This is a genomic window from Streptococcus suis, from assembly GCF_046032115.1.
GTDB classification, from domain to species: domain Bacteria; phylum Bacillota; class Bacilli; order Lactobacillales; family Streptococcaceae; genus Streptococcus; species Streptococcus suis_AJ.
In genome coordinates, this window is record NZ_JARQOZ010000001.1 from 72,928 (window position 1) to 99,927 (window position 27,000).

The 27,000-nt window shown below is 42.7% G+C and carries 21 protein-coding genes; 2 read left to right on the forward strand and 19 right to left on the reverse strand.

Going from position 1 to position 27,000, the window contains the following annotated elements:
• Positions 1 to 4: 4 nt before the first annotated feature.
• From P7J36_RS00505 to P7J36_RS00550, 10 genes are all read right to left on the reverse strand, one after another.
• Entirely contained in the window at positions 5 to 670 is a 666-nt protein-coding gene (locus P7J36_RS00505) for a 3-keto-L-gulonate-6-phosphate decarboxylase UlaD (protein WP_105144050.1), read from the reverse strand.
• A gap of 118 nt (positions 671 to 788) precedes the next feature.
• Complete coding sequence (locus P7J36_RS00510; protein ID WP_408550864.1) at positions 789 to 1,274, reverse strand: PTS sugar transporter subunit IIA; 486 nt, start codon at positions 1,272 to 1,274, stop codon at positions 789 to 791.
• A 55-nt stretch (positions 1,275 to 1,329) separates the two neighbouring features.
• On the reverse strand, positions 1,330 to 1,608 hold the full coding sequence (locus P7J36_RS00515; RefSeq protein ID WP_029179495.1) for a PTS sugar transporter subunit IIB: 279 nt from the start codon (positions 1,606 to 1,608) through the stop codon (positions 1,330 to 1,332).
• Between the two features lie 156 nt (positions 1,609 to 1,764).
• Positions 1,765 to 3,213 carry a PTS sugar transporter subunit IIC gene (locus P7J36_RS00520; protein ID WP_408550863.1) on the reverse strand — a complete coding sequence of 483 codons (1,449 nt, stop codon included), beginning with the start codon at positions 3,211 to 3,213 and terminating at the stop codon, positions 1,765 to 1,767.
• A gap of 348 nt (positions 3,214 to 3,561) precedes the next feature.
• A complete protein-coding gene (locus P7J36_RS00525) occupies positions 3,562 to 9,957 on the reverse strand; it encodes a pullulanase (RefSeq protein ID WP_408550862.1) in 6,396 nt (2,131 codons plus the stop codon).
• Between the two features lie 113 nt (positions 9,958 to 10,070).
• The gene (locus P7J36_RS00530; protein WP_408550861.1) at positions 10,071 to 11,009 is read right to left on the reverse strand and encodes a LacI family DNA-binding transcriptional regulator; all 939 of its coding nucleotides are present in this window, start codon (positions 11,007 to 11,009) and stop codon (positions 10,071 to 10,073) included.
• A 163-nt stretch (positions 11,010 to 11,172) separates the two neighbouring features.
• The gene (locus tag P7J36_RS00535) at positions 11,173 to 11,916 is read right to left on the reverse strand and encodes an amino acid ABC transporter ATP-binding protein (RefSeq protein ID WP_408550860.1); all 744 of its coding nucleotides are present in this window, start codon (positions 11,914 to 11,916) and stop codon (positions 11,173 to 11,175) included.
• A gap of 9 nt (positions 11,917 to 11,925) precedes the next feature.
• Positions 11,926 to 12,585 (reverse strand): amino acid ABC transporter permease, encoded by a 660-nt coding sequence (locus P7J36_RS00540; RefSeq protein WP_024376150.1) that lies wholly within the window; start codon positions 12,583 to 12,585, stop codon positions 11,926 to 11,928.
• 19 nt (positions 12,586 to 12,604) lie between these two features.
• Complete coding sequence (locus P7J36_RS00545; RefSeq protein WP_408550859.1) at positions 12,605 to 13,414, reverse strand: amino acid ABC transporter substrate-binding protein; 810 nt, start codon at positions 13,412 to 13,414, stop codon at positions 12,605 to 12,607.
• 117 nt (positions 13,415 to 13,531) lie between these two features.
• Positions 13,532 to 14,104: a CHAP domain-containing protein gene (locus P7J36_RS00550; RefSeq protein WP_408550858.1), complete on the reverse strand. Its 573-nt coding sequence runs from the start codon at positions 14,102 to 14,104 to the stop codon at positions 13,532 to 13,534.
• Positions 14,105 to 14,346: 242 nt separating this feature from the next.
• Here P7J36_RS00550 and P7J36_RS00555 point away from each other — a divergent pair, with 242 nt between their 5' ends.
• Together P7J36_RS00555 and P7J36_RS00560 are read left to right on the forward strand one after the other, a co-directional pair.
• Positions 14,347 to 14,652, forward strand: coding sequence for a hypothetical protein (locus P7J36_RS00555; RefSeq protein ID WP_408550857.1), 306 nt, complete (start codon positions 14,347 to 14,349; stop codon positions 14,650 to 14,652).
• Positions 14,653 to 14,745: 93 nt separating this feature from the next.
• A complete protein-coding gene (locus tag P7J36_RS00560) occupies positions 14,746 to 15,510 on the forward strand; it encodes an alpha/beta fold hydrolase (protein WP_408550856.1) in 765 nt (254 codons plus the stop codon).
• A gap of 196 nt (positions 15,511 to 15,706) precedes the next feature.
• On the opposite strand, the gene P7J36_RS00565 is transcribed toward P7J36_RS00560, so the two are convergent.
• The 9 genes from P7J36_RS00565 to leuS all read right to left on the reverse strand — a co-directional run bounded on the left by P7J36_RS00565 (position 15,707) and on the right by leuS (position 26,966).
• On the reverse strand, positions 15,707 to 17,083 hold the full coding sequence (locus P7J36_RS00565; protein ID WP_408550855.1) for a PTS sugar transporter subunit IIC: 1,377 nt from the start codon (positions 17,081 to 17,083) through the stop codon (positions 15,707 to 15,709).
• A gap of 44 nt (positions 17,084 to 17,127) precedes the next feature.
• A complete protein-coding gene (locus tag P7J36_RS00570) occupies positions 17,128 to 17,568 on the reverse strand; it encodes a DUF3284 domain-containing protein (protein ID WP_408550854.1) in 441 nt (146 codons plus the stop codon).
• Positions 17,569 to 17,583: 15 nt separating this feature from the next.
• Positions 17,584 to 17,898, reverse strand: a complete 315-nt coding sequence (locus P7J36_RS00575; RefSeq protein WP_408550853.1) for a PTS lactose/cellobiose transporter subunit IIA — start codon at positions 17,896 to 17,898, stop codon at positions 17,584 to 17,586.
• Position 17,899: 1 nt separating this feature from the next.
• Positions 17,900 to 18,211, reverse strand: a complete 312-nt coding sequence (locus tag P7J36_RS00580) for a PTS sugar transporter subunit IIB (protein ID WP_105113470.1) — start codon at positions 18,209 to 18,211, stop codon at positions 17,900 to 17,902.
• 12 nt (positions 18,212 to 18,223) lie between these two features.
• Positions 18,224 to 20,218, reverse strand: coding sequence for a BglG family transcription antiterminator (locus P7J36_RS00585; RefSeq protein ID WP_408550852.1), 1,995 nt, complete (start codon positions 20,216 to 20,218; stop codon positions 18,224 to 18,226).
• Between the two features lie 91 nt (positions 20,219 to 20,309).
• Positions 20,310 to 21,416 (reverse strand): DUF871 domain-containing protein, encoded by a 1,107-nt coding sequence (locus P7J36_RS00590; protein ID WP_408550925.1) that lies wholly within the window; start codon positions 21,414 to 21,416, stop codon positions 20,310 to 20,312.
• A 9-nt stretch (positions 21,417 to 21,425) separates the two neighbouring features.
• A complete protein-coding gene (locus P7J36_RS00595) occupies positions 21,426 to 22,826 on the reverse strand; it encodes a glycoside hydrolase family 1 protein (protein WP_408550851.1) in 1,401 nt (466 codons plus the stop codon).
• Entirely contained in the window at positions 22,823 to 24,181 is a 1,359-nt protein-coding gene (locus P7J36_RS00600) for a 6-phospho-beta-glucosidase (RefSeq protein WP_408550850.1), read from the reverse strand. The genes P7J36_RS00595 and P7J36_RS00600 overlap by 4 nt, the downstream gene beginning before the upstream one ends.
• A gap of 283 nt (positions 24,182 to 24,464) precedes the next feature.
• Entirely contained in the window at positions 24,465 to 26,966 is a 2,502-nt protein-coding gene (gene leuS / locus P7J36_RS00605; protein WP_408550849.1) for a leucine--tRNA ligase, read from the reverse strand.
• Positions 26,967 to 27,000: the final 34 nt, after the last annotated feature.

The following is a 27,000-nucleotide window of genomic DNA, read 5'->3' on the forward strand; positions in this document are numbered from 1 at the left end:
GGCCTTACCCCCAAATACGACGGATTTCGTCTTTGAATTCACGTGCTGCAGCTGCTGGATCTGCTGCTTCTGTAATACCGCGGCCTGCGATAAAGGTGAAAACATCTACACCCTCAAAGAGTTTTAGCGTATCAACATCCAAACCACCTGTTACAGAAACACGGAAGCCCATATCAACCAATTTTTTCACTTTGTTGAGATCTTTTTCGCCCCAAGTTTCGCCAGCAAGGAGAGCATCGCGTGATTGGTGGTAGATCGCTTGGGAAATACCTGCGTCCAACCAGAGTTGAGCTTGTTCAAAAGTCCAATCACCGTAGAGTTCGATTTGGATTTCACCCTTATCACCACGCACTTCCTTGATAGCCTTCAAAGCTGCTTCCATGGTTGGAATGGTTGCAGAACAGATACAAGTCATCCAGTCCGCACCACGAACGGCATTGTTTTTAGCAACCGTACCACCAGCATCCGCACACTTGGTATCCGCAACGATGATTTTGTCTGGGAAGAGGCTGCGCAGCACTTCTACCAATTCGCTACCAACTTGGAGCAAGCAAACTGTACCTGCTTCAATAACATCCACTTCATGACCAACGGAGACAGCAGCTTTAATCGCACCTTGCAAGTCTGAATGGTCAAGGGCAACCTGTAAATTTGGGATATGTTTTGTCATAATACTATTACCAAGAAGGAATAGAAGACTGAACAGTCTAGTGTCTCCAGACTGTCAGACCTTGCTACTCTACTTCAATTCCTTTCATTTTTGTCTATGTCAATTTCTTGTCGTCAGATTAGCTTTCCAAGTCTAAGCCTTCTAAGTATGGGCTATTTTTAGACTCTTCAACCATTGCCAAAACCTCTTCTGGTGTCTGACAAGCTACCAGACGCTCAATGGAATTTTCCAATTCAAAGAGGGCAATAATCTGTGGAATAGCTACTGATGTGTGAATCTTTGGATCTGTCGCAGCCAAGGTCAACAGAACGGAAACTTCCTTACCGTCTGAAAAGGCTACTGGTTTTGTCAAGGTAATCAAGGCAAAAGAGTCCTTCAAGACACCGACACCAGCCTGAGCATGAGGCATAGCCATACCTGGCATAAGGATGTAATATGGACCGTATTCTTCGGTTGAAGCGATGATGGCATCGTAGTATTCCTCAGTCGCTGCACCGCTTTCAATCAAAGGCTCAACAGCCAAGTGAACAGCTTCCTGCCAAGTCTCTGCTGTCAAGCCCAAGCGGATAGAATTGTTTTCAATAAATGCTTTCTGTAAATTCATGTTGTTCTCCTCTCTATGTGAAAGGGGATGGGAAGAAATCCCGCCCCCTTTTCAATTACAATACCTGACTAAGTTTAGTCTTGATTTCGTTGTCGTCCATGAGGTTGTCAAGACCAACCAAATGACCATTTGTACGACCTTCCAATTCTGCGATTAAGTGATTAGAAGCAACCACAATGTCATAACCTGCTGCCAAGCCTTTTGCTTCACCTACTGAGCAAGAAGCAGATTGGAAATCTGTTACACCAAGTTGACGAAGAGCATTTTCAACCTTCATCTTGATAACCATGGATGAACCCATGCCATTACCACACGCTGTTAATACCTTAACCATATTGTTTTCTCCTTGTTTTTTTATAAAATATATTTTGTTGTTTTACACTACTTAATAAATAACTCTCCAGTGAACTTCATCCTTCAACCACCTAGGAATCATCTCTAGACTAGAAAACCTAGTTGGACCAAGTATCCGTTTGATTTTCGAAGAGTGTTAGTCTGCTTGTGCCTCACCGCGATAATAAGCTTCCTTATCTTTTGCTTTCGCAAATTGAAGTTGCGGAATAGCCAATAAGAAGAGGCAGACAAGAACATAACCAGCAACACCAAGGTATTTGAAGGCATATCCAAATGGCAACCATGGGATTTCGAAGTCGATGTTTCCGTGGTAACCACCGCTCAATTCAAGCAAGCCAACGCAGACTGCACCAAGAGCAACTTGAAGGACACCTGACAGGAAGGAAAGAATTGCTGCGGCTTTCCAACCACCACGTTTGTCAGCGTACACTGCGATCGCTGCGTTATCGAAGAATACAGGTACGAAACCAGTGATGATGAGGATTGGACTCTTGAAGACAATCAAGAGAACGATGGTAATCAATTGACCGATCAAACCGAAGGCAAAGCCTGAAAGAACTGCGTTAGATGAGCCGAAGCCGTAAGAAGCTGCAACGTCCACCGCTGGGAATGAACCAGGAAGTAGCTTGCTTGAGATACCTTGGAAGGCATTTGTCAATTCTGCTACGAACATGCGGACACCTTGCATCAAAATGAAAAGATATACTGAGAAGGTGAAGGCTGTTTGTAAAACATACATGAAGAAATCTTGTTTAGCTGGGTTGTATGGCGCACCTGAAGTGATAACTTCTGGATTTGCCATGATTTCTGGACCCAAGATGAACAAAATCACACCGAAGAACACAAGCATCAATGTTGCTGAAGCAACAACTGTATCGTGGAAGATGTTGAGGAAGCTAGGCAACTTCAAGTTATCCAAATTTTCTTCTTTTTTACCAAGTTTTGGTGCAATCTTATCTACAAACCAGATAGCGAATTGTTGTTGGTGACCGATGGCAAATCCACCACCACCTGTCAAGCGTTGCGTTGCTTCAACAGTCATGTTTGAGCTGACTGCCCAGTAGATACCACAGATGATACCGATCGCTGCTGTACCGAATTGGTTGCGAAGACCTGGGATAAGGAAGAGCACCATCAATGAGATTGTTGCTGCTTGTTGTACCATGATGTGTCCAGTGATGAACAGAGTACGTACTTTGGTAACCTTACGTAGTGCCACCAAAAGGATGTTGACACCGAAACCAATCAAAAGTGCTGTAGTAGCTGCCGACACGAAATCAGGAAACTCTTCAGCAATTTTGCCGTTTGCTGCTGCAAGACCGAAGTAAGGGTCGATAACTGCCGCATCAATTTGGAACTTATAGTTCAAAGCCGCCAAAATCGGACGGAAGGTTGTTACCAAACCACCGGCTGCTACGTTCAAAATCATATAGCCGACTGTCGCTTTGATAAACCCTGCAAAAACATCATGAGGCTTTTTCTTGAGAAGGGCATAGCCCACCAATACTAAAAGACCTACGAAGAAGGCTGGATTCTGCAGGATATTCTGTGAGAACCAGTTTAATGGGGTTTGAAGGAAATCCATTTTTCATTCTCCTTTTTTGAAATGATTTTTATGGTTTTATTATAATTTATGTAAGCGGAAACAAAAAGACCAAATAAAGCACAGGCTTGTGTTCACTATTGGACTATTTCCGAACTTTAATGGCTGATTTAATCAGAATTCCTCCCTATAGTTCACCAGCTCATTTATTCTAATAATCAATAAATAGACGTTATTTTGCCTAAAAAATTAGAAGAACTTCAAAAAAAAATAAAAGAAGAGGTTAGTTTTAAACCAACCTCTTCTAGAGGGAAGTGATACTCTCAATCCTTGTATTTATAAGAGATTTACAAGGTTTTGAGTAGTGCTCCACAGGAGAGCAAAATATTACTATTCTTCTGATTTTTTAGTTCTTCCTTGCGCAGCAACTGTCAAACCAAGTCCAGCAAGTCCGAGACCTAGAAGTGCCAAATCGCTTTGTCGGTCACCCGTAATCGGCAGACTCGCCTTGCTTGCACCACTTGTCGCTTGTCTAGATGCTTGAGCAGTAGTAGAAAGACTTGGTTTTAATTCTTCTTGCTTCACAACTGCGTCTGATTTCGCTACTTCTTTTACCACTTCCTTGCTACCATGGACAAGGATACGTGGCTCACCATCTACAACTGTTTCTGATAACAAGTTAGTAGCAATCACCTTGCCATCAACCAAGACATCTTGGTAAACCAAGACTCTCTTACCTGCCTTACCTTCTTGAAGCACATAAGATTGACCTTTTGCGAGAGTTGCATCATAGCGAACTTCCTCTGCAATTGGAAGGACAGATTCTTCTGTACGTTCTTTCCTAGTAAAGTCTAGGGTTGGTTTTTCTTCAGCAGTAGGTGCTGTATCTGGGACCTCGTTTACCTGTTCTGACTCCAAACGAATCACCGTTGCAGTCAAAGGTGCAAGCACAACTGTGCTATCAGTCAACTCAACACCCACTAAATCAGACAATGCTTCTACACCTGCACGTTCACCATCGACCAGCACTTGACCCTTAAATAATTCTTTGTAACTATCAGAAAGAACAAAACTGCGCTCCTTGCTGTCTGCGTTGACAAAGACAGCATAGCGGTCTCCATTGCTTGCAATGGTTTGATAGGCAATGACCACATCATTTTTGGCAATGCCATTTTGACCTGGAATTGAAATCAAGCTAACCTTCTGTTCAACTTCTTCTTTTGTTCCCAAACGGAAGGCATCTGTTGATTTGCGCAAGGCAATCAATCCTTTTGTAAAGGCCTGAGTACGGGTATTCTCTGGATAGAGCGCCTCATCTGTCGCTTTGGTCCAGTCAAACTTGTTGACCGCATCCGATGAATCGTAAGAATCATGAATGTAGTATGGATAGTCAAATGGTGTACCATCTGCATTGGTCAACAAATGCGCCTTGTTTGGTACCTTGTCCTCTGTAACTGGCTCCTTGTAATCAGGATGGCGGAACTGTTTGGTCCGTCCATACTCCTGACCAGAATGGATAAACGGTGTCCCTTGAGCAGTCAAGACTAGCAAATTACCCAAGCGTTGACGTTGGTGAATTTCAGTATAGTTTTCAGCGATTGATGGATCCTTCTTGATGGACTGAGCGATAATATCAAAGAGGGTCAAGTTATCATGCGCAGCAATATACTGGATCACATCACCTGGATCATCTGCCAAGAAGTTGCCTGGCTGTGCCTTGATGTTATTAAAGACAGACTCAACACTCTTAGCACCGCCTGTGATAAAGGCTGGCTGACCTTCGTTTGGATAACCAGATTTAAGTGTGTTACGAATCTCATCTGAGAATACCGCAACCGTATCTGTTGAGCTCATCCAGTCTTGGTCCGCTGGCTGAACAGGCTGATTGGCATCACCTGTAAAGGTTCTCCATCCTTCACCAAGCATAATAATGTTTGGATTGAGTTTTTGAGCTTCAGTAAAGGCCAGCTCAATTGCTTCGGCATCATGGTCCCCCATCATATCGAAGCGGAAACCATCTACCTTAAACTCATCCACAAGATACTTGATGGAATCAACTAAGACACGACGGCTCATGTAGTGAGTAGTTCCCAGACGACCACCACCAAAGCTTGATTTAGCCGTACCATCTGCCTCCATGAAGTGGTAATAGTTTGGCTCCAAATCTTCAAACAAGAAGGTCTTAGAAGTGTGGTTATAGACCACATCCAAAATCACCCCCATGCCTTGTTTGTGGATTTCATTGACCAGGTTTTTGAATTCCTCGATGCGTTTCATTGGATCGGTCGGATCTGTAGAATACATACCTGTAAAGGCAAAGTAGTTCTGTGGATCATAGCCCCAGTTGTAGTTGCTGTTGCTAGAAGCGTACTCGCTCATCCGCTCTGCATTTTTCAATTCATTGACATAATAGTAGCTCATAACTGGGAGCAGCTGAATATGGGTCACGCCCAATTCCTTGAGGTAGCTAAGACGTTCTGCAAAGGCCGCAAAGGTACCGAACTGAGCTGTCAATTCATCAGAAATAGCAGGATCGGATGTGAAGTCACGGACATGAGCCTCATAGATAATAGCATCTTCACGCTGATTGAAGTTAGGAATTGTGGCATAGTTCAAATCACTTGGACCAACTTCTGATGGATCCACAATCGCAGCTTTTGCAATCCGATAAGATGGATCTGTATCTGCCAAATCACTATTCCACTCCGCTAAAGATTTAGCATATGGGTCTAAAACAAGAACAGATTGACCCCCACGAGTGATTTCATAATGGTAGTAGTAACCACGATAGTCCGCAATACCAAGACCTGATTGACTGTTCAATTCGAGGTCCCATTGTCCCTTATCGCCCTTGGTCATGGCTAATTTACCGACCACCTTAGATTGGTCATCTTTATCGTAAAGAACAACTGCTACACTGTCTGCACTTGGAGACCAGAGAGTCATATCAACGACACTACCAGCCTGACTCACACGCGCACCAAGCTCCCCATCGTAAGCATAGAGCTCATCCTTCAACTGCCAACTCATAGTTGTTGTGAAGTTATCATTGCCATATTTGAGGGTATAGCCCGCATTTTCTTGGTTGAAATCCCCGAGGACTCGCACCTTGTTGCTGGTAAGGTCCAAGACAAGGTCCGTCACTGCAACTGTCTGACCATTCTTATCTGTTACAGACAATTTCTCCAAGATGCTATCCTTATCCGCACCTTCCAGCGTTGTAAAGGCTGCTTCTAAGGCTGTTAGGCTAAGGTGAGAAACACCTGTCACACGGACATTATTGACAAAATAAGGGTTGGTGTAAATAGTCGCATCATCATCCTTGAGGAAGATTTGTGTCTGATTTTTCAAATCTTTAAAGCTATAATCTTTCTGTTGAATCTTCACATCGTCTCCTGACTTGCTTTCATCCAATAGCAAGAAACCAATGGAACTTGGTAAATCTGTCAATTTGACATCAATATAGGCACCGTACTTGCCTTGGTTTTCAAAATCAATACCATTTGGCCAGTCACCCAAGGTAAGGTCAGTCACATCTCCCCAAATCCAGAGACCTTTTTGGTCATAATTGCCATCGGTACGGAAGTAATTGATACGGATGTAGCCTTCTTTTAGAGGTTGATAGAGGCTGAGTTGATAATTCTCATCAAACCAAGCTTCATTCATCTTGGTGCTAATCCGTTCAATAGTCTTGTCACCTGTGATGTTATCACCAGAAGTGTTATTAATCAACAGACTAATCTTGCTGGCTGTTTCATCTTTCATCTTGATATCAAGATAATAGCCATAATCATCCTGCTTAGCCGTGCTGAAATTGGTTGCACCTGTTGGCCAAGCACCAAGATCTGACGATGGTTTTTCGACATCATCCCATGTCCATAAACCTAAGCTAGATACATTATCAGATGGTAGAGTTTTAAAGTGAACACGGAAGTAGCCTGCTTCAATTGGTTCTTCAGTCGCTCCTTGCACACTTGCATTGACGATGTCGCCTGCTTCTGTCTGAAGGAGCATGGTGCCACCTTGACCGATTGTTGGCAGTTCGACTTGAACAACCCATTTACCGTCTTTCTCGATAGCTTGATAAGATTTTCCTGTGTAAGCATCTGTGACCACTACATCCTGACCAGATACTTCAAGCGCCATTTCCTTGTTCTCGGTATTAGTTGAGAAGACAAGATAGGCAGCTTGATCTTGGTAACTGCGTTTGCTAATAAGCCAACCTTGGCTATCATTTCCAGCAAGGGTGCTTGTATCACCACGTGAGAGCAATGTTGAATTGGCATTGCGGAAAGCCAATAATTTCTGATAGTGGTCTGTGATGTCGCTCGTCTCTACCTTGCTCCAATCGAAATCGTACCGGTTGTCATAAACTGGCCAGTTGTTTTGTCCAGATTGACCTAATTCTTCACCGTAGTAGATGACTGGCTGACCTTTAGCAGTAATCAAGAGACTAGCAGCCAATTTCAGTTTATCCAGATTTCCTTCTTTTTCTGCCCCACCGAGACTGTAGAGGAAACCATCTTCGTCGTGACTACCCAAGAATTGACCCAGAGAAGCTGCACTAGTCAGAACCTTGCTACGTTCTTCCAGCTCTTTCCCAGCTGCTTTTAGTTGACCATTGACCAGATATTTGGCAATATCCTTGAAGCCAAAGTCCAACAGACTGTCCATAGTACCGATACCCAGATCACCCTTGGTATCTTTATAGTTAGCTCCCCAAGTTTCCCCAATCAAGTGGAAGTCAGGATCTCTATCCACCAATTCATTTTTGAAATGTTGCCATGTGGTATCGTCAACGTGTTTGACTGTATCGACACGGAAAGCATAGATAGAATTGCCCTTGGCAGTTGTTGAGCGTTCCAACCAAGATGCCTGCCAAGCAACCAACTGATTGCGAACAGCTGCTTCTTCTGTCTTGAAGTCAGGCAATCCTGCAAGCGAACCGAGCTGGTCATCTCCCTGCTTATCTTCTTCCTTAGTCCGTACCATACCTGCAAAGGTTTCTTCTGTACCATAGCCAGCATGGTTAAGCACCACGTCAACAACAATGTTTATACCTTTTTCCGCCGCGGCATCAATCAATTCATGGAAATCAGCTAAACTTCCTAAATGCGGATTTAATTTCTCAAAATTAGATGCCCAATAACCATGGTAAGCATAGTACTCTCCATCTGTTACGCTACCGACATTCTGTGGAATATTTTCCACAATCGGAGTCAACCAGATAGAGTCCACACCCAATTCTTTCAAGTAATCCAGCTTGGCTGTCACTCCTTTGAAGTCACCGCCTTGGTAAAGACCGCGTGGGTTGGAGACCGTTCCTTCCACCAGCTTATCATTGCTGGTGTCTCCATTGTAGAAACGGTCTGTCATCATGAAGTAGATGACTTGCTCGTCCCAGTCTTTTTCACCATCTGCCTTGATACGCTCTGTAATGGTCACATCTAGGCTGGTTTCGTAGTAACCGTTGTCCTTGTCATAGACTTTTACAGGAAGACTATAGGTCCCTGGCGCTGTGCTAGACGTCGCTTTAATGGTCACACGATTGAGCTCAGTAGAGATTGGCACAAGACCTCCGCCGATGGCACTTGTATCGACTTCCATTTTGACAATCTCAGCATTTTCAGGGTTGGTGACAGTTACAGATACCAAGCCGCTTTCATTGTAGTTGAATGGTGCTTTGCTACTAGCCTCAACAGTCACATTTTTTGTACCCGGAGTCGCCTTACTGGTATCGAGTTCTACTTTCTCTTCGATAAAATATGGATTGGTATAGAGTTTGTCGTCACCATTTCGAAGGAAAATTTGGCTATGCCGTTTACGATCTGCAAAGGCTAAATCAATGGTTTTATTGCCTGCAAGATCTGGATTGTTCTGATTGATTAGCAGAAATCCAAGCTTAGAATCTAAACCGTTCGAGAGGGGAATGTCAACATAAGCTCCGTATTTGCCAAGTTTAAAATCAACGGCACCTGTTGGCCAGCCATCACTCGCTTCAGTCGTATCGCCCCAAGTCCAAACACCCCAACCTTCATAATTCTTGTCTTCACGGGTGTAATTGATGCGGAGGACATTCTCATCTTTGAGCGGCTCATAGCTAGACACGCTGTAGTCACTAGCGATCCAGGCTTCATTCTGCTCAGGGACCAGTAGCTCCACTTTTTGGTCCGATTCTGTTATTTTTTCTCCATTCTTGAGGACCAGATAGCCAATCGTTCCTGGTGTCTCAGATTTTTTAATATCAACGTAATGACCGTAGTCATCTACCTGACTGCTTGAAAAATTCGCTGTATCCCTTGGCCACTGATTACCATCGGACGGCTCTGCCACTCCTCCCCAAGTCCAAAGTCCTTGACTTTCTGGTGCCGTTTCATCTACATTTTCAAAGTGCAGACGAATGCTGCCTTCTTCGATAGGGGTTTCTGCTGCAGCTCTTTCTGCCACAGGTGTTTCAGTAGTTGCCAGCGGAGCAGCTGAAGCATTATCTACTGTTTCAACAACCTCAGTTACTGCTGGTGTCTCAACTGTTTCTGATACTCCAGTAGGATTTGTATTGGTTTCACTTGTCGATGCTCCTCCAGACTGTTCCGAAACACTAGTTATGGTAGTTTCCGAAAGAGTAGCCACTTCCTCAGCATGAACTACTTGACCGACTCCAGACATCAGAAAAGCTGTCGCAATACCGACGGATGCAACGCCGACATTAAATTTACGAATGCTAAAAAATTGTTTTTTCTCAAACATTCCTCTTGATTTCATCTCACGAATGGATTTCTTTTTCATAGGCTCCTCCACGTCAATTGATTTTTATAGTATAAGTATATACAATCGCACCTAGTCTTTGCAAACGTTTTCTTGACTGTTATCGGTAACAAAAATCATCAAAAAAGAAACTACTATGGCGTAGTCTCTCGTTCAATCAATTCAGCACGGTCGAAATGGTCCAAGCTGGTCAATGGTTTTCCGTCCAGCATATCCATCAATCGCTTTACACTAATTGCCCCCATTTTTTGAATGGGTTGCTTCATGGTCGTCAACCTCGGATTTGAAATCCTATCGATAAAAAATCCGTCAAATCCAATCACGCCAACATCCTGTGGAATCGATTTTCCAATCGCTTGTAGCCCCCTTGTAATTCCCAGTGCTAGGCGGTCCGAAGCACAGACAAAACAAGTCTTATCTGGTAAATCGTCTAGATTTCTGATAAAGTCTTCTGCGACGTGAGAATGATTGGCCAAGCGATACAGGCGACTTTCTCGGTCTTTCATAGCCTTTTTATAGCCTTCTTCTCGCCTTTCTTCAAATGACTCTGGTAGATCAATACCCACAAAGAAAACCTGTTCATATCCTTTTGATAGGGCAAATTCTGTCGCTAATCGAGTGGCTTCCTTGTTATCTGAGTCCACAAACGGTAACCCTTCACTATTCTCTCCAAATAATATGAGAGGTTTACCTAAGCTTTTCAACCATGGAAAATCTGACTTTCTGGCACCTGTGATAATATAGCCATCACACTGATCCGTCACTAACTTCGCATCGGTTACCAATTGCAAGGTATAATTTCGTTGATTCAATTCTGCCGCAATACCTCGCAGTAAATCGATATAATACGGCTCAACGACATCCATTTTTTCAAGGATGACCACCTGGACAATCAAGGTCCGTTGCTGGGCCAAGGCCTTGGCGACAACATTTGGCTTATAATTTAATTCTTCCATGGCTTTCGTCACCAACAGTCGCAGTTCGCGTGTCACCTGCTCTGGATGATTGATAACACGCGACACTGTCATCTTTGAAACATTAGCTAACCTAGCTACATCTGCTAAAGTTGTCATAAGCCCTCCTACTTTTCTTATTCATATTTTCTCATATTTTGTGCAAACGTTTTCCTCGTTCTATTATATCCAATTCTAGTAAAAAATGCAAAAGTGTTTTGAAGGTTATAACATCTATTTCTTTAGGTATGAGAAAAACACCAGCATTGCCAGTGTTTTCCTTCTATAGTTCTTCTTTCTGAATCCGAGCCAAGAATTGCTTGGTTCGTTCTTCTTGTGGACGGTCAAAAATATCTTCTGGTCGGCCTTCTTCAATAATTTGGCCTCCATCCATGAAAATCACACGGTCGGCTACTGCACGCGCAAAGCCCATCTCGTGCGTCACAACCACCATGGTCATCCCTTCTTTGGCCAACTGCATCATGACAGCCAAGACCTCACCGATTAACTCAGGATCCAAGGCCGAGGTTGGCTCATCAAAATAGATGACCTCGGGACTAGTTGCAATGGCTCTGGCAATGCCAACTCGTTGCTGCTGACCTCCTGATAGCTGGCTCGGATAAGAATCATATTTGTCCGACAAGCCAACCTTGTCCAAGGCTGCCTTACCAATTCTTTCAGCCTCTTGCTTGGGTACTTTCCGAGCTACAATTAAGCCTTCTGTCACATTTTGCAGGGCAGTCTTATTAGCAAAGAGATTGTAGTTTTGAAAAACGAAGGCTGTTCGCTTGCGGATGCCTGCAATTTCCTTCTTTGTCATCTGAGCCAAATCATAGCTGTCCTCACCGAAGACTAGGTGACCCGCGTCAGCTTTTTCCAAAAAGTTCAATGAACGAAGAAGGGTTGTTTTTCCAGAGCCAGATGGTCCCAAAATTACAACCACCTCTCCTGGATTGACCTCTACATCAATGCCTTTTAATACCTCTTGACCATGGAAGGCCAGCTTTACTCCATTTGCTTGAATCATCTGAACCTCCTAATAAACTGCCAACTTCTTCTCGCCATAGGCTTGAAGCTTGGTCAAAATAGTTGAAAAGAATAGATAAATGAGAGCAACTTCACAATAGAGGGCAAATGGCTCATAGGTCCTTGCCGCAATCTGCTGAGTCGCCATAAACATCTCCAAGACCGTGATATTAGCCGCTAAAGATGTGTCCTTGACCAATCCAATCAAGGTATTCGATAAGGGCGGAAAGGCCACTCGAAAGGCCTGTGGGAGAATAATCCGACGCATGGTCTGGGCAAAACTCATCCCGACAGAATAGCCAGCCTCCAACTGCCCCTTAGGCACGGACTCGATAGAAGCCCGTATGGTTTCCGCGGCGTAGGCACCTGTATTGACAGAAAAAACCAAAACCGCCGACGGAAAGGCATCCAAGACAATTCCTAGACTTGGTAGCCCAAAGAATATCACATAGAGCTGAACCAAGAGTGGTGTCCCTCGAACAACCCAAATATAGAAACGAGCCACTTGTTTGAGAATGGGAATCTGAGCAATTTGCACCAAGGCTGTCCCAATAGCAATGATTAGACCAAAGACAAAAGACAAGATGGTCAGTGGAATCGTCACCAATAATCCTGGGACAAGGATTTGCGTAAATGAATCAATTAATAATTGCCAAACTCTATCTGTCATCGTTTCTCCTATTTATTCTTTATTTGGCTTTAGATACATCCTCACCAAAGTATTTGTTTGAGATTTCAGCTAATTTTCCTTCACTAGCCAATTCTGCCAAGGCTACATCAATCTCTTTCACAAGGTCTTCATTTCCTTTTGCAACTGGGAAGGCTGTTGTTGACACGTCATCCGTCAAGGTCACAACCTTAATCGGTGCATCAGCATGCTGTTTCACATAGTCTAAGTACACCAAGTTGTCATTGATGGTAGCATCCACACGCCCTGTGTTCAACAATTCAACTGCCTGAGAGAATCCATCCACACCGACAACTTCTGCACCATTTTCACGCGCCAAATCTGCCCAGTTACTTGTCAAGCTGTTGGCTGACTTTTTACCTGACAAATCTGCAAAGTTTGTAATGTCAGTATTATCCTTCTGTGTTACCAAGGCTCCATAGATGTATGTATATGGTGTTGAAAAATCGTATTTTGCCTTACGCTCATCTGTAATACCGACTTGGTTAGCGATAGTATCAAAACGGGCTGCATCCAAACCTGCAATCATGGAATCCCATTCTGTTTCAACAAATTCTACCTTAACACCTAATTTCTCAGCAACGGCTTCAGCTACTTCTACATCATAACCGACCAACTTTCCGCTCTCGTCGTGGTAAGAATAAGGAGCATAGGCACCTTCAGTACCGATTTGAATAAGGCCTTCTTCCTTAATTTGTGCCAAAAGGGTTTGGTCTGTACTGCTTGATGAGCTCGTTGATGTTGACGAACTGCAAGCTGCTAAGGTAAAAGCTGCTAGGGCTGTTGTTGCAAATAAAGCTAATTTTTCCATTATAAATACACTCTAAATGAAGTGTATAACCAATATAAATTTTTCTATCAAGGCTATTAAATTTTTTAATCAAGTCTTAGTAATAAGAAAAAGGCCTAGAAGACCTTTCTTAAATGATTATACACCAGCTGGTGGGTAAATGTAGCTAACCGTTCCTTCACTGGTCGTTGTCGGATCAAAGAATCCACGTACATTACTTGGGTAGTAAGCTCCTCCATAGTTTGATTCCATTACTTGAATTGTTCCATCAGCTGCTACATCCGTAACGTAGGCAACGTGACCATATCCACCGTCTGTCCACACAGCAATGGCACCAACTTTTGGAGTCGTTCCAACTTCATATCCTAGCGCTGCAGCACTGGCTGCCCAGTCGCCACCATTTCCCCAATAATTTCCGACCCAAGGAGCCATTTCTTTTGCACCCCACGTACATTGACCTGCTGGATAGGTATTAGCTGTGTATTCGACAGCAACCTCAGATACCATATTTGTTGCTAGTGCTGCCTGGGCTGCTGCTTTGGCTGCTATTTTTACAGCTTCAACCTTTTTCGTTAATGCTGATACCGTCGGACTATCGCTTATAACTGTGTCATCTGCACTAACATTTACCGATCCCGACCATAAAAGATTTCCTATAAGAACTGTAAATAGTCCTGATTTAAATTGTTTTTTAATCATTTGATAATTCATAATATTTGATTCCTTCGTGTTTTTTCTGCCCTATCTATCCTAAGGGATAATCCTTGCAGAGAGCTTAAAGAAATGTAACAAGTATGACAACCAGTTTTCAAATAATTAACATTTAGCTTTCAGCATGCTATAATGTAAAAAAGTCAGGAAGAAGAAACTATTAAAATGGAAATCTATAAAATGAATTGTCGAGATATAGAGGTTTACTCTCTACACTTGAAATGATTTTTTCAGAGGACAAGATGCCCTTAGACCAAAATTGTGATGTATTAGAAATTTATAAATTGTTTGATACTAATTATTTGCGAATGTTTTATGATGATGGTTCTTGTCTAGCTATTTATAATCCTGCTTTCGAATTTATTTACATAGATAGTAAGTATGGACGTTTAGATATTTATGTTTCTGAACAATATTTGGAAAAGGATTGTATCAAAAATGGCTTTGAAATGATTTCTATCCATCTTAAAAACAGCAGGTTATTATATAAAACAAAAGACATTTTTAAATTTGATACAATGATATCTTTTAAAGAATGGATTAAGTAATTTATATATAGAATTTGTAAATAATTTGCAAGAGAAATGAATCAGTTTTTTTATAGAAAAAATAAATTTTAATTTTTAATGAGAAGGAGAGAAATGAAAAATATTGTGTTAATTCACGGAACTTGGTGTGATGGCTCCGTCTGGGGAGATTTTGCCCATAAATTAGAAAACATGGGCTTGCGGGTCCACACACCTAGCCTACGCTACCACGACCTACCTTATGATGAAGTTATGGAAAAGGTCGGTGCCGTCAGCCTGACAGACTATGCTGATGATTTGGTCGCCCTAATTGAGAGCCTAGAAGAACCACCGCTACTCTTAGGACATTCTCTAGGCTGCCTACTAGCCCAAATGGTCGCAGAACGCACGCAGGTAGCTGGTATGATTCTCATGGGACCTGCTCCAACAGCTGATATCTTCGCTTTCTATCCAACCATGATTCGTTGCTTTATCCGCCACTTCTTGCGCTGGGGATTTTGGAAAAAGCCCATGCCACCGTACAAGGACGAGTTCTTCCGCTACTGCCTCAACGTTCAAGACCCTGCCCTCAAAGAAGAGATTTTCAAGACCCTAGTGCCCGAGTCTGGCAAGGTCTATACTCAGATGGCCTTTCCATGCTTTGACAAAAGCAGAGCTGGACACGTCGATTTCAGTAAGATTACAGAACCTGGCCTCGTTATCACAGGAAGCGAAGATAAGATGACCGTTTCTGCCATTGCCCGAAAAACAGCTAAAAACTACAAGGACTCTGTCCTCGTTTCCTTAACAGGAGCAGACCACATGTATGAGTCTGGTAAGTTCCAAGACAAAACCCTATCTGTTATCTACGCTTGGTTAAATGAGAAAGCGTATCTATAGACAGACGAAAACGACCTCCAATACGGAAGTCGTTTCTTGTTGTTTACAATTTATTTTCTCCTACTTCTAAGTACACTGAGTAAGATGAGCACCAAACCAGAAATAATATTGAGATACTTATTGCCATACAGCGGACTAATCGCAATCAGAAAAAAACCTAGTGCTAGTAAGAAGGGGGATTTATTTTTGGAAAACATTAGTCCTCACCAGCCTTCACCTTGTTGGCCGCAATGACAAATGGAGTCCAAATCAAGAAGGCAACAAAGAGGTTGAAGAGTGAAACCAGAGCCGCCATAATGTTACCACCTGTTGCCAGATAAGCATAGAGACCTGGCGGGGTAATCCAAGGTACAGCTAGAAAGACAGGAGGAATGAGTCCAGCAGCAGTCGCTAAATAAGCAATAGCAGCACAAACTGGAGGCACAATCAACCATGGAATAACAAAGAGTGGATTCAATACCATCGGAATACCAAAGGTAATCGGTTCATTGATATTAAAGACTCCCATCGGAGCTGATAGCTTAGCGACCATCTTGTATTCTTCCCGTTTAGAGAAGATGAAAATTGCAATAATCAACGCGAGGGTGACACCTGAACCACCCATCTGAGCGTAGGCATCAAAGGAACCGCGTGTCCATAGCCAAGGTAGGTCTGCAACACTTCTAGTTGCCTCATAAACAGCTGTATTTTCATTCAAAGCAATGCCATAAATACCATCCATGATTGGTGCCAATACGTTATGACCATGTAGTCCAAAGAACCAGAAGAGCTGGACAAGGAAGGTTAAAAGCACTACTGAGCCAAGACCTTGAGAGAGCCCAAGTAAAGGCATCTGAATATAGGTCGATACCACATCACTCAGGGACTGACCAGATACAGAAAATACGAGGTAAGCCACGATAGAAGAAACATAAATCGCTGCCGTTCCTGGGATAATCGCTGCAAAAGCCTTGTTAACTGCAGGTGGAACAGAGTCTGGTAGCTTGATGATGATATTGCGTTTCACCAAACTTGCATAAACAAAGGTTGCCAAGAAACCAATAAACATGGCAGTGAAGAGACCAGTTGCGCCGCCATATTTCAAGGCAATTGCTCCCCACTCACTGGTTTCCAATACAGAAACACCATCAGTGGTAACAATGGTCAAACCAAGTTCTTCCAAGGCAGTGATAACTGGTTTATCCACTCCTTCTAAAGCAGTTGAAATGGTAAGGCTTTGAGGAATGGTTGAAATGAAGGAGGCGAAGGAAATCAAACCGCCTGCCAGTGGATTGACCTTATACATGAGCGACAAATTGTAACCAAAGGCAAAGGCAAAAACGAGTGCCATGATTCCAATGGTTCCAAAATAAACATAGCCATTGATGTTAATAACAGGCTGCATGGCCTCTGCAAAACCTGTCCAGCCCATATTGTTTGGAATATCCCTCAGAAAGACATTCAAAAGAACGGCCACCGTACCCGCCATGGTAATCGGCATCATGGAAATAAAGGAATCACGAATCGCAATCAAGTGACGTTGCGAACCAATCTTACCAGATATTTCCATAAACTTTTCAGAAATATTTGACATAATCTGTCTCCTTTTCTATTTTTTTATTGTATATAATCTGAATATTAAGCTGAAGCCCCGTCTACAGAATGGCGAATAAGGGCTTCTAATTGTGCCTCTGTCTGGCGTTTTATACTTTTTGAAAAAAGTTTTTCCATGAGAAAATAGTTGCCTTTTACAAAAATATCATCAGCTTCCATCTCACAAGAATACTCTATCTTGGTTTGAGCGTTCCCTAAATCCTCTAACTGGTAGCGAACATGTTCTTTGCCCCGATTCGAGTGAAAACAAACTGCATAGCAATTGGGTGCTGAAAACTCTTCGATGATCACTTTGACACTGTGCTGACCTTTATCACCAAAAACCTTTGTATAAGTAAGCCCTTGGATGATATCTTGATCTTGCAAAGTGGAACCCGTATTTTGCTGAAAATCATCTTTTAATGATTGGCGAATCGTAGCAAAAAGTCGCTCAATTGGAACTTGACCTATTTTGGATATCTTCATAACCCAATCCTCCTATTATCCAATCTGTTTATAAAGATCTACGAATTCTTTCGCTAAATCAATAAATGTCAAAGCATTCATCAAGTGATCTTGTCCATGTACCATTAACAAAGATAATTCTACAGACTCTCCACCTGCTTCTTTTGCTAATAATTGTGTTTGTGATTTATGGGCAATATTCAATGAAGCAATTGCGTCTTGGAGCAGCTGTTCGGCTTCGTCAATACGACCTTCTTTGGCCACTCGAATCGCCTGACTAGCAAATCCCTTCGCTTCACCACCGTACATGATCAGCCCCATGATGGCTTCAAGATACTCTGGAGAACTCATACTAGGCCTCCATCAATTTTAAAGCTGCTTCTAGAACTTTAGCCCCATTCATTACTCCGTAATCCATCATATTGATAGCATCTACCTTGATAGCTGGCTCAAATTTTGCCTTATAGTCGTTCAATAAGAATTTTACTTGGGGACCTAAGAGCAGTACATCAATCTCTTTTTGGGCCACTTCATTGTCTGCTTCAGATACTGGCACCGCCCAAATAGTTGCTTCAACTCCTGTTTCTTCTGCTGCTTTTTGCATCTTAGTTACAAGCATACTTGTAGACATACCTGCGTTACAAACTAACATAATGTGTTTCATAAAAAACTCCTCCTACCCCTTTCTTTGAATGAGGGCAATAAAAATATTCATTAATTCACTATAATTGGGATGTTCCAACAAACGTTCTTGGAGAACTCTATCTTGCACAAAATCAACCAGACAAGGTGAAATATGCCTTAGATAGGTATTTCGCCCCTTTGACGGTGACAATAAGAAGATGAAGTGAACTCGCTTCCTATGTCCCCAATCCACAGCATTCTTATATATCCCCACAACAATTTGCTCTGAATAGCTCATCGGCAAGGCTGGATGAGGGAAGGCTAACCGATCCCCAAAGACAACTGGGCTGTAAGATTCCCGCAAATTCACTTGTTCTATAAAGCGATCAACAAAATCAGACTCATTGGACTCGTTCAATAATGCTACTAATTGCTTCAAGGCCACTTCTCGATCACAATCCTCCTCAAGATAGATTATTCTATGTGGAGCAAAAACTGCTTCCGCTATTTGCTTAGCCTGACCTACTTCCATTAGCACATGTTCCCCTTGGTCAGGGATGACAGGTATTGTTTGCTGTAAATGAGAACGAATAGCCTCAATGTCCTTCGCTGACAAGAAGACGCTGACATTGATGACTGGTGTCATAAACATTAGATTCGACAAGCTAATGGATGAAATAATCAAATCAACATCCTTCAGTCGTTCCTCTGTCACTTCATAATAGCTGACCGTATCAAGAATTTCTAAGCTGGATGAAAATTCTTTCTCCAAGCGATTCTTTAACATCAATGCGCTTCCAATTCCGGTAGCACAGACTACCAATACTCTGGTCTTCTTAAATCCTTGATAACGTTCTATGGCCGCCATCACATGTAAAGTAAGATACGCCCACTCATCATCCGAAATCGAATAGCCCATTAATTCTGGTATCGCTGAAAATGCCATTTTTGTTAATTCAAAAGCCTCAAAATATTGGTCTTTAATATCAGCAGTTAGGGGATTTCCCAACTGAATAGTATTCTCCAAACGAATACGTAATGGTATCAAATGGGCCAAAACTCCTTTGAATAGTTGCTGATCCTTTGACAACTCTAAGCCTGTTAATTGTGATAAATGCAGAAGGCAATTCTCCACATTCTGTCTAAATCGCTCTTCCACCTCACCATCTTGATTTGGATTCCCCGTTAGTTTCACCTTAAGGTGCAAAGCAATATAATTGGCTTCCTCTGACGGTATCGTCACTTGAAACGTTTCTTCGATTCGTTCAATAATCCGCTGTGCTACAAGATACTCTTGAGACGACTGAATACGCTCCGATATCGGGAATCGGTCTAGACCAGACCCGATTTTCATCCGTTGTAAAAGAAGAGCAATATGGAGCACTAGATTCTGCATGACAAAATCCGATAAACGTAATGTAGCATCCCGACACTCGTCTAAAACGATTAACATTAAGTCTGTGAACCGTATATCTGGCAATAGATTGGTTTCGACAACTCCATAAACAGATTGAACACTTCCCTCATCAAAAAAGTAATCCATAATAAAGTGACGGATAGCAGGTTCATCCCCTCTTAGTTCAATTCCTTTACGTGTCACAAGGAGTTCTAGTTGATAGGGTGTGAACAGTTTTCGAATATCCGCCAAAATGGAATGAAGCGTAGTCTTTCCAATGAATAGCTCTCTTTGTAAACAATCTGGTGACTGAATCGGATCCTCAAACAAGAGCTTATTGAGAATATACCGTTGCCGATCCCCCGCTTCTTCTAGTTGGGTTAAATCGGTTAACCGCTTTTTTAGGAGTAATTGCTCCTGCCAAAACATTTCAAACTCAACTGGCCGTTCAATCTGTAAACAATAACCACTACCTTGTTTTGAAAGGATAAGAGCACCGCTATTTTCTAAAGAAGATGTCAATTGATGAATATACGTTCTTACCGTTCGATCACTCACTGATAACACCTTAGCTAGCTCTATGCTTGGTACGAATGTCTCCTGTTTTGCAAGTAAAACCTCTAACAAGCGTACTTCTTTTTTAGATAACATGCTCCCTCCTTTCCTCCAACAGTCTTTGATTTCTTATATGTACATTATAACATGGGAGCGTTTTCTAGAGGTCCCTACTTTTTCCGTATCATTAATGAAAGCGCTCGGAAGCTATGACCAGCTTAAACGCTTGCCAGGGTTTAATAAAGCCTAACAAGGGAAGATAGTCTGGGCTGATTCGTCCGACCTTATTTACCTTTGGACTGATGGTAAATTCTTTGAGTGCAATTTGCAATTCACCCTTGTAGCGACCATATAAATCATTATCAATTAGGATATCCCCTCGTCCAACAGGAATTGATTGGTCTGACCGAGCCGGTACAGAGGCGTCCTTATACACCACACGAGGCATGGTTGAACGCAGAACATAAGCAGAAATATCACCTCTATAAACATGATCAAACGCTACAATCTCTCTTTCAACGGGAGTCAAACCTTCCTCGACATCAACCATGAGGCTGATTGTATCTTCACTTAAAACTGTTTGAATGGATTGTAGTTCCTCCTCCGAGATAAATTGGTTTGAGATCAAAATAGAATCAATAATACCCGTTGCCTTCATCCAAGCAATTTGCAAGGGAAGTGGCCAGAACCGATGTTCTTCTAAAGTTGGTAGACCTTCAGATAACGGCCACGGTCCTTCAGAAGCTGTTTGTGCACTGACAAATGCCGCCGTTCTTATACCGGATTGATGATAAAAAGATGACATCTCTAAGAAGTGCTCCTCGGATAAACCTGTAAAAGCATGAGGATAAAAATTATGGCAGGCAATAATATTATTCCTGTTTGCATCACTAGCCAAAAGATTAGACAGCAAGGTCTTATCTGTACTTAAATTTAATTCAACTTTTATGTCGTATGGATTATGTGTCATCTCAATGATTTCTTCCAAAGGAAGAGCTTCATCAAGACGAATCCCTGCCAACCCCAGTTCAGCTGCACGCTCCATCAATGCCCCATCCCAACCTTGGGCTGCGATAAAATGGGGACTGATATCTGTAATGACGGTTATCTCTAATTGGTTAGCATACTCAATGAGTTTTCGATACAATTCGAAAACTGTTCGGTCTCCATTTTCAAGTTGCAATAAACTCATAAATAGGCGCCTTGCTCCATATCGGTGCAGGAGTTTAATGTAAGCTTGACTCTCTTCTAGTGAATAATTTTCAGGATAAATTGAAAAGCCCAGTTCCACCATCATTCCCTCCTAGCGATGAAAACCATTGGCATCGCTCAATTTCTTGAACCACTTGCCTGATTTCTTAACAATTCTTTCCTGCGTGTCTAGATCCAGTTCAACTAATCCATAGCGATTCTTGTATGCATTTAACCAAGACCAGCAATCAATAAAGGTCCATAACATGTATCCCTTACAATTCGCTCCTTCTTGGATAGCTCGATGCAATTCAACTAAATGATCTTCGATAAATTCAATCCGGTAATCATCTTGAATGAGTCCATTGTCTTTAAACGCGCTCTCTCCTTCAACTCCCATACCATTTTCTGTTACAAACCATTCGATATTATGGTAATTTTCCTTAATATTTATCGCAATATCATATATCCCTTTTTCATAAATCTCCCAACCTCTATGCGGATTCACTTTTTTACCTGGCATATCATATGGGGCAAAGAAATGTTCCGGAGTAAGAGGCTCTCCCTCTTTCCAACTATTGGTTGGAGCTTGTACCCGAAGGGGTTGATAATAATTCACCCCTAGGAAGTCCACACGATTTTCCTTAATAATGGCTAGTTCCTCATCGCTGACCTCTGGCATTAGATCATATTCATCAATCAGCTCGACTAATTCATCGGGATATTCTCCTAACACAGACGGATCCAGAAAGCTCTTTGTTTGAAACAATTCTGCAATTCGAGCTGCTTTTATATCCTCTGCTTGCTCACTACGAGAGTAGGCCGGAGTTAGATTCAGGACAATAGCGATTTTTTTATGAGGATTTACTTCGTGGCATGCCTTCACAGCTAAAGAACTTGCCAACTGTGTATGATAAGCCACCGCAACTGCCGCTTTTGCATCAACCTTACATGGATAATGATAATTTCCTAGATAACCACACTCTACTGGAACAATCGGCTCATTAAAGGTAATCCAACGATCGACTAAGTCATCAAACAATTCAAAACATGTACGTGCATAGGCTTCATAAGCTCGGACAATTTCCTTATTTTCCCAACCACCTTTTTCTTGTAAACAATAGGGAAGATCAAAGTGATAAAGATTGACAAAGAGTTGAATTCCCTTTGCTCTTACCAAAGAAAAAACTGAACGATAGAAGGACACCGCTTCTTGATTGATTTCTCCAGTACCTGTTGGTATAAGACGCGACCATTGAATGGAAGTCCGAAATACAGTGTGCCCAGTTTCAACTAATAAATCAATATCTTTTTCATAATGTTTGTAGAATGTTGATGTTTGACTAGGGCCAATTTTGTTATGAAATCGTTCAGGCTCAATACTATACCAATAATCCCAGTTGTTCTGTCCTTTTCCATCACCTGGCTCAATTCCCTCACTTTGAGGTCCTGATGTAGAAGAACCCCACAAAAAATTTGTTGGAAATTGATAAAATACCTTGTCTTTAGTCATTGATTGTTCCTTCTCTCTTTTATGTGTTGTATAGCTGGTGCAAATTGTGGCAAATAGTCCTCATGTGCAAGTAACATATCTTGTAATAGCGCTTCAGCTTGTGGTCCATTTGAAATAAGCGGGTTGAGTGTAAAAGCTTGTAAAGCCAGTGAATAATCACCTGTCATTGCTGCCTGAACAGTGACAAGCTCCATTTGCTTCATCAGTTGTAAATAGCCGGTTACAATGGGCGGAGTTGGTGGACAAGCTAGTGGAGTTGCTCCTTGCGCAGAGATAATCGAGGTGACTTCTACCACACAATTTTCAGGTAGATAGGGAATAACTCCTCTATTTACAGTAGATACGGTCAATTCTTCTTTACTATCATTATGGATAGCACAAATGATTTGACAGGCAACATCACTATAATAAGCACCCCCACGTAGTTCCAGCTGTTTTGGTTTGTCTTTCAATTGTGGGTCTTTGTAAAGCTCAAACAATTCTGTCTCTACTTCTTGCACAACCTTGGCTCGTACATTTCCCTGACGATACTGCTCCAAAGCATCCTTTAACATTTCTTGTTCCAAAAAATAATAACGATGGTAATCACAAGGCAACATTCCAATCGTCCGAAGCAATTGAATAAGATACTCTAGATTGGTAATATTTTTGACTACTTCTGGCGTCTCCTCTCTCAAATCCCCATACAATGTTTCTAAGACTATTTGCGTACGATTTTCCCCATACTTATCCCAAACTTCATGAAAGTGAAAATGATTTAACCCAACATGGCGCGTACTTAGGTCTCCTTCTGATTGACCTAAAATCTGAGCAGCAAGTTTCTTTTGACCAATAGGGATATTACACAGACCAATTACTTTCTTCCAGTGGAGTTCATTAGCAATGGCTTCCGTTACGATACCAGCAGGATTCGTAAAATTAATCAACCAAGCATTCGGACACAAGTCTTTCATATCCTTGATAATCCCTTTATATGCTTCAATGGTCCTAAAAGCTTTAAAGATTCCTCCAGCCCCATTGGTTTCTTGCCCCAGCATCCCATAACTCAAGGGAATGGTCTCATCTAAGTATCTCGCAGGTAGTTGACCAACTCGGAACTGAGACGTTACAAAATCAGCCTCTATCAATGCTTCTCTTCGGTTTAAGGTTGATTCTATCTTCCAGTCCAGGCCTGCTTTTTCGACCATTCGCCGTGCCAAATCAACAACTATCTTCTGCTTCTCGGCCCCGACTTCAACATCAACGAACCACCATTCTCGAATAGGTAATTGATGTGAACGAAGAATCATTCCTTCAACCAATTCTGGAGTGTAACTTGAACCACCACCGATTGTCACTAGTTTGATTGATTTCACGACCTTTTCTCCTTTTTGTTCATATATTCTTATTATATTCCTGTTTCTAACGTTTGTAAACGTGTACACTTCCTGTCTTTTTCCGTAATATAAAGGAAACTCCCTTCAAGACAGCCAAAAACGACCTCCAATACGGAAGTCGTTTTCTTATTATTTACATTTATCTCGCTAGGATAGTCACTAGTTTGGTTACTTCACAACAATATTCACCAATTTAGTTGGCTCCAACAGTCTACGGATAGGCTGTTGGAGGTTGGAAATGGACAAACAAACGAGGCAATCGTTACTTGGTAACGATATTGACGAGTTTGTTTGCAACAACAATCACCTTCACCACTGTTTGCCCAGCGATTTCAGCTTGGACTTTTTCGTCTGCAAGGGCAACTTTTTCAAGTTCAGCTGGTGACAGGTCTTTGGCTACGGTCAAGCGAGCTTTTACTTTGCCCTTGATTTGGACAACGATTTCCACTTCGCTTTCCACCAGCTTGCTTTCATCATATGTTGGCCATGCGACATAGCTGATTGACTGGCCAGTGTTTGTAAGACCCTGCCAGAGTTCTTCTGCCAAGTGTGGTGCAAATGGGGCGATCAATTGGACAAAGCCTTTGGCGTATTCGACATAGAGCTTGTCTTCTTTGTTGGCTGCGTTGACAAAAATCATGAGCTGAGCGATAGCTGTGTTGAATTTCAGATCTTCGATATGCTCTGTCACCGTCTTCACAGTTTCATTGTAGACTTTATCAAGCGCTCCGCTATTTTCCGCCACAATCTCTTTGGTAGTCAAGAGGCGATAAACACGGTCAAGGAACTTACGGCTGCCCTCGAGGCCTTCTTCTGACCAGGCAATCGAAGCATCAAGTGGGCCCATGAACATCTCGTAGACACGGAGGGTGTCCGCACCGAATTGCTCGACCACATCGTCTGGGTTGACCACGTTTTTAAGGGACTTAGACATCTTAGCAGGTGCCTGCTCCAACTCCTCACCAGTTTCGATGTGGAAGAAGGAACCATCACGTTTTTCCACCTTGTCGGTCGCTACAAGTGCCCCACGGCTGTCGCGGTAGCTAGTTCCCAAAATCATACCCTGGTTAAAGAGTTTTTGGAATGGCTCTTTGGTCGGTACAACACCAAGGTCATAGAGGAACTTGTGCCAGAAGCGAGCATAAAGCAGGTGAAGGACCGCGTGCTCAGCACCACCGATGTAGATGTCCACTGGCAACCAAGCCTTGAGAAGCTCCTCGTCTGCCAATTTCTCATCGTTGTGTGGGTCGATATAGCGGAGGTAGTACCAGCTAGAACCCGCCCATTGTGGCATGGTGTTGGTCTCACGGCGACCTTTGACACCGTCTTCACGCACCACTTCCAACCAGTCTGTCAAGTTAGCAAGTGGTGATTCACCTGTACCTGAAGGCTTGATGTCTGAGGTTTTTGGCAATACCAGAGGTAACTCATTTTCTGGGACTGCTGTGGAAGTACCGTCTTCCCAGTGGATGATTGGAATCGGCTCACCCCAATAACGTTGACGGCTGAAGAGCCAGTCACGGAGGCGATAGGAAATTTTCTCCTGACCGAGACCATTTTCTTCCAACCAAGCCACCATTTTGGCAATAGCTTCTTCCTTGTTAAGACCGTCTAGGAAATCAGAGTTGATGTGGGCACCATCTTCTGTGTAAGGTGCTTCTTCTACATTGCCACCTTCCAGAACTGGAACGATGTCCAAACCAAATTGTTTGGCAAATTCCCAGTCACGCTCGTCGTGGGCAGGAACGGCCATGATGGCACCTGTTCCGTAGCTTGCAAGGACATAATCAGCAATCCAGATTGGAATTTCACGACCATTGGCTGGGTTAATCGCGTAGGCACCTGTCCAGACACCTGTCTTGTCTTTGGCAAGGTCTGTACGGGCAAGGTCTGATTTGAGAGAAGCTTGGCGTTTGTACTCTGCCACAGCTTCTGCCTGCTCAGGCGATGTAATGCTATCCACCAAGTCATGCTCAGGGGCAAGGACAGCATAAGTCGCACCAAATAGAGTGTCTGGACGAGTTGTGAAAACAGTGAAGTCCTTGTCTGTGTCCTTGATTTTGAAGGTCACATTGGCACCTGTTGACTTGCCGATCCAGTTGCGTTGCATATCCTTGATAGACTCTGGCCAATCAACTTCTTCCAGGTCACTGAGCAAACGCTCTGCGTATGCAGTGATTTTCAACATCCATTGACGCATTGGCTTGCGAACAACTGGGTAGCCACCACGCTCAGATGTTCCGTCAGGAAGGACCTCTTCGTTGGCGATAGCTGTTCCCAATTCTTCTACCCAGTTTACAGGCACTTCTGCCTCGTAGGCTAGGCCTTTTTCATACAACTTCGTAAAAATCCACTGGGTCCACTTGTAGTAGTTAGGATCTGTTGTATTAACCTCACGGTCCCAATCGTAAGAAAAACCAAGGGCGTTAATCTGACGTTTGAAGTTGGCAATATTTTCTGCTGTAAAGTCAGCTGGGTCATTTCCCGTATCCATAGCGTATTGCTCCGCTGGCAGACCAAAGGCATCCCAACCCATTGGGTGAAGGACGTTGTAACCTTGGGCACGCTTGTAACGGCTGAGAATGTCCGTCGCCGTATAACCCTCAGGGTGACCAACGTGCAAGCCCGCACCAGAGGGATAAGGGAACATATCTAGGGCATAAAAGTTTGGTTTATCCGCATCTGTTCCTGTCTTAAAGGTATGATTTTTTGCCCAAAACTCCTGCCATTTGGGCTCGATTTCCTTGTGATTGTAGAAGCTCATGTCATTTCTCCATGTCAATAAATTATCTTTACTA

Bases quoted from the DNA above. Each gene is read 5' to 3' on its own strand.
- P7J36_RS00555 (WP_408550857.1), top strand. From the start codon at position 14,347: ATGCCCTTAGACCAAAATTGTGATGTATTAGAAATTTATAAATTGTTT.
- P7J36_RS00505 (WP_105144050.1), bottom strand. From the start codon at position 670: ATGACAAAACATATCCCAAATTTACAGGTTGCCCTTGACCATTCAGAC.
- P7J36_RS00565 (WP_408550855.1), bottom strand. From the start codon at position 17,083: ATGTCAAATATTTCTGAAAAGTTTATGGAAATATCTGGTAAGATTGGT.
- P7J36_RS00575 (WP_408550853.1), bottom strand. From the start codon at position 17,898: ATGAGTTCTCCAGAGTATCTTGAAGCCATCATGGGGCTGATCATGTAC.
- P7J36_RS00585 (WP_408550852.1), bottom strand. From the start codon at position 20,218: ATGTTATCTAAAAAAGAAGTACGCTTGTTAGAGGTTTTACTTGCAAAA.
- P7J36_RS00540 (WP_024376150.1), bottom strand. From the start codon at position 12,585: ATGACAGATAGAGTTTGGCAATTATTAATTGATTCATTTACGCAAATC.
- P7J36_RS00535 (WP_408550860.1), bottom strand. From the start codon at position 11,916: ATGATTCAAGCAAATGGAGTAAAGCTGGCCTTCCATGGTCAAGAGGTA.
- P7J36_RS00595 (WP_408550851.1), bottom strand. From the start codon at position 22,826: ATGACTAAAGACAAGGTATTTTATCAATTTCCAACAAATTTTTTGTGG.
- P7J36_RS00550 (WP_408550858.1), bottom strand. From the start codon at position 14,104: ATGAATTATCAAATGATTAAAAAACAATTTAAATCAGGACTATTTACA.
- P7J36_RS00530 (WP_408550861.1), bottom strand. From the start codon at position 11,009: ATGACAACTTTAGCAGATGTAGCTAGGTTAGCTAATGTTTCAAAGATG.
- P7J36_RS00515 (WP_029179495.1), bottom strand. From the start codon at position 1,608: ATGGTTAAGGTATTAACAGCGTGTGGTAATGGCATGGGTTCATCCATG.
- P7J36_RS00560 (WP_408550856.1), top strand. From the start codon at position 14,746: ATGAAAAATATTGTGTTAATTCACGGAACTTGGTGTGATGGCTCCGTC.
- P7J36_RS00545 (WP_408550859.1), bottom strand. From the start codon at position 13,414: ATGGAAAAATTAGCTTTATTTGCAACAACAGCCCTAGCAGCTTTTACC.
- P7J36_RS00510 (WP_408550864.1), bottom strand. From the start codon at position 1,274: ATGAATTTACAGAAAGCATTTATTGAAAACAATTCTATCCGCTTGGGC.
- leuS (WP_408550849.1), bottom strand. From the start codon at position 26,966: ATGAGCTTCTACAATCACAAGGAAATCGAGCCCAAATGGCAGGAGTTT.
- P7J36_RS00590 (WP_408550925.1), bottom strand. From the start codon at position 21,416: ATGGTGGAACTGGGCTTTTCAATTTATCCTGAAAATTATTCACTAGAA.
- P7J36_RS00520 (WP_408550863.1), bottom strand. From the start codon at position 3,213: ATGGATTTCCTTCAAACCCCATTAAACTGGTTCTCACAGAATATCCTG.
- P7J36_RS00525 (WP_408550862.1), bottom strand. From the start codon at position 9,957: ATGAAAAAGAAATCCATTCGTGAGATGAAATCAAGAGGAATGTTTGAG.
- P7J36_RS00580 (WP_105113470.1), bottom strand. From the start codon at position 18,211: ATGAAACACATTATGTTAGTTTGTAACGCAGGTATGTCTACAAGTATG.
- P7J36_RS00570 (WP_408550854.1), bottom strand. From the start codon at position 17,568: ATGAAGATATCCAAAATAGGTCAAGTTCCAATTGAGCGACTTTTTGCT.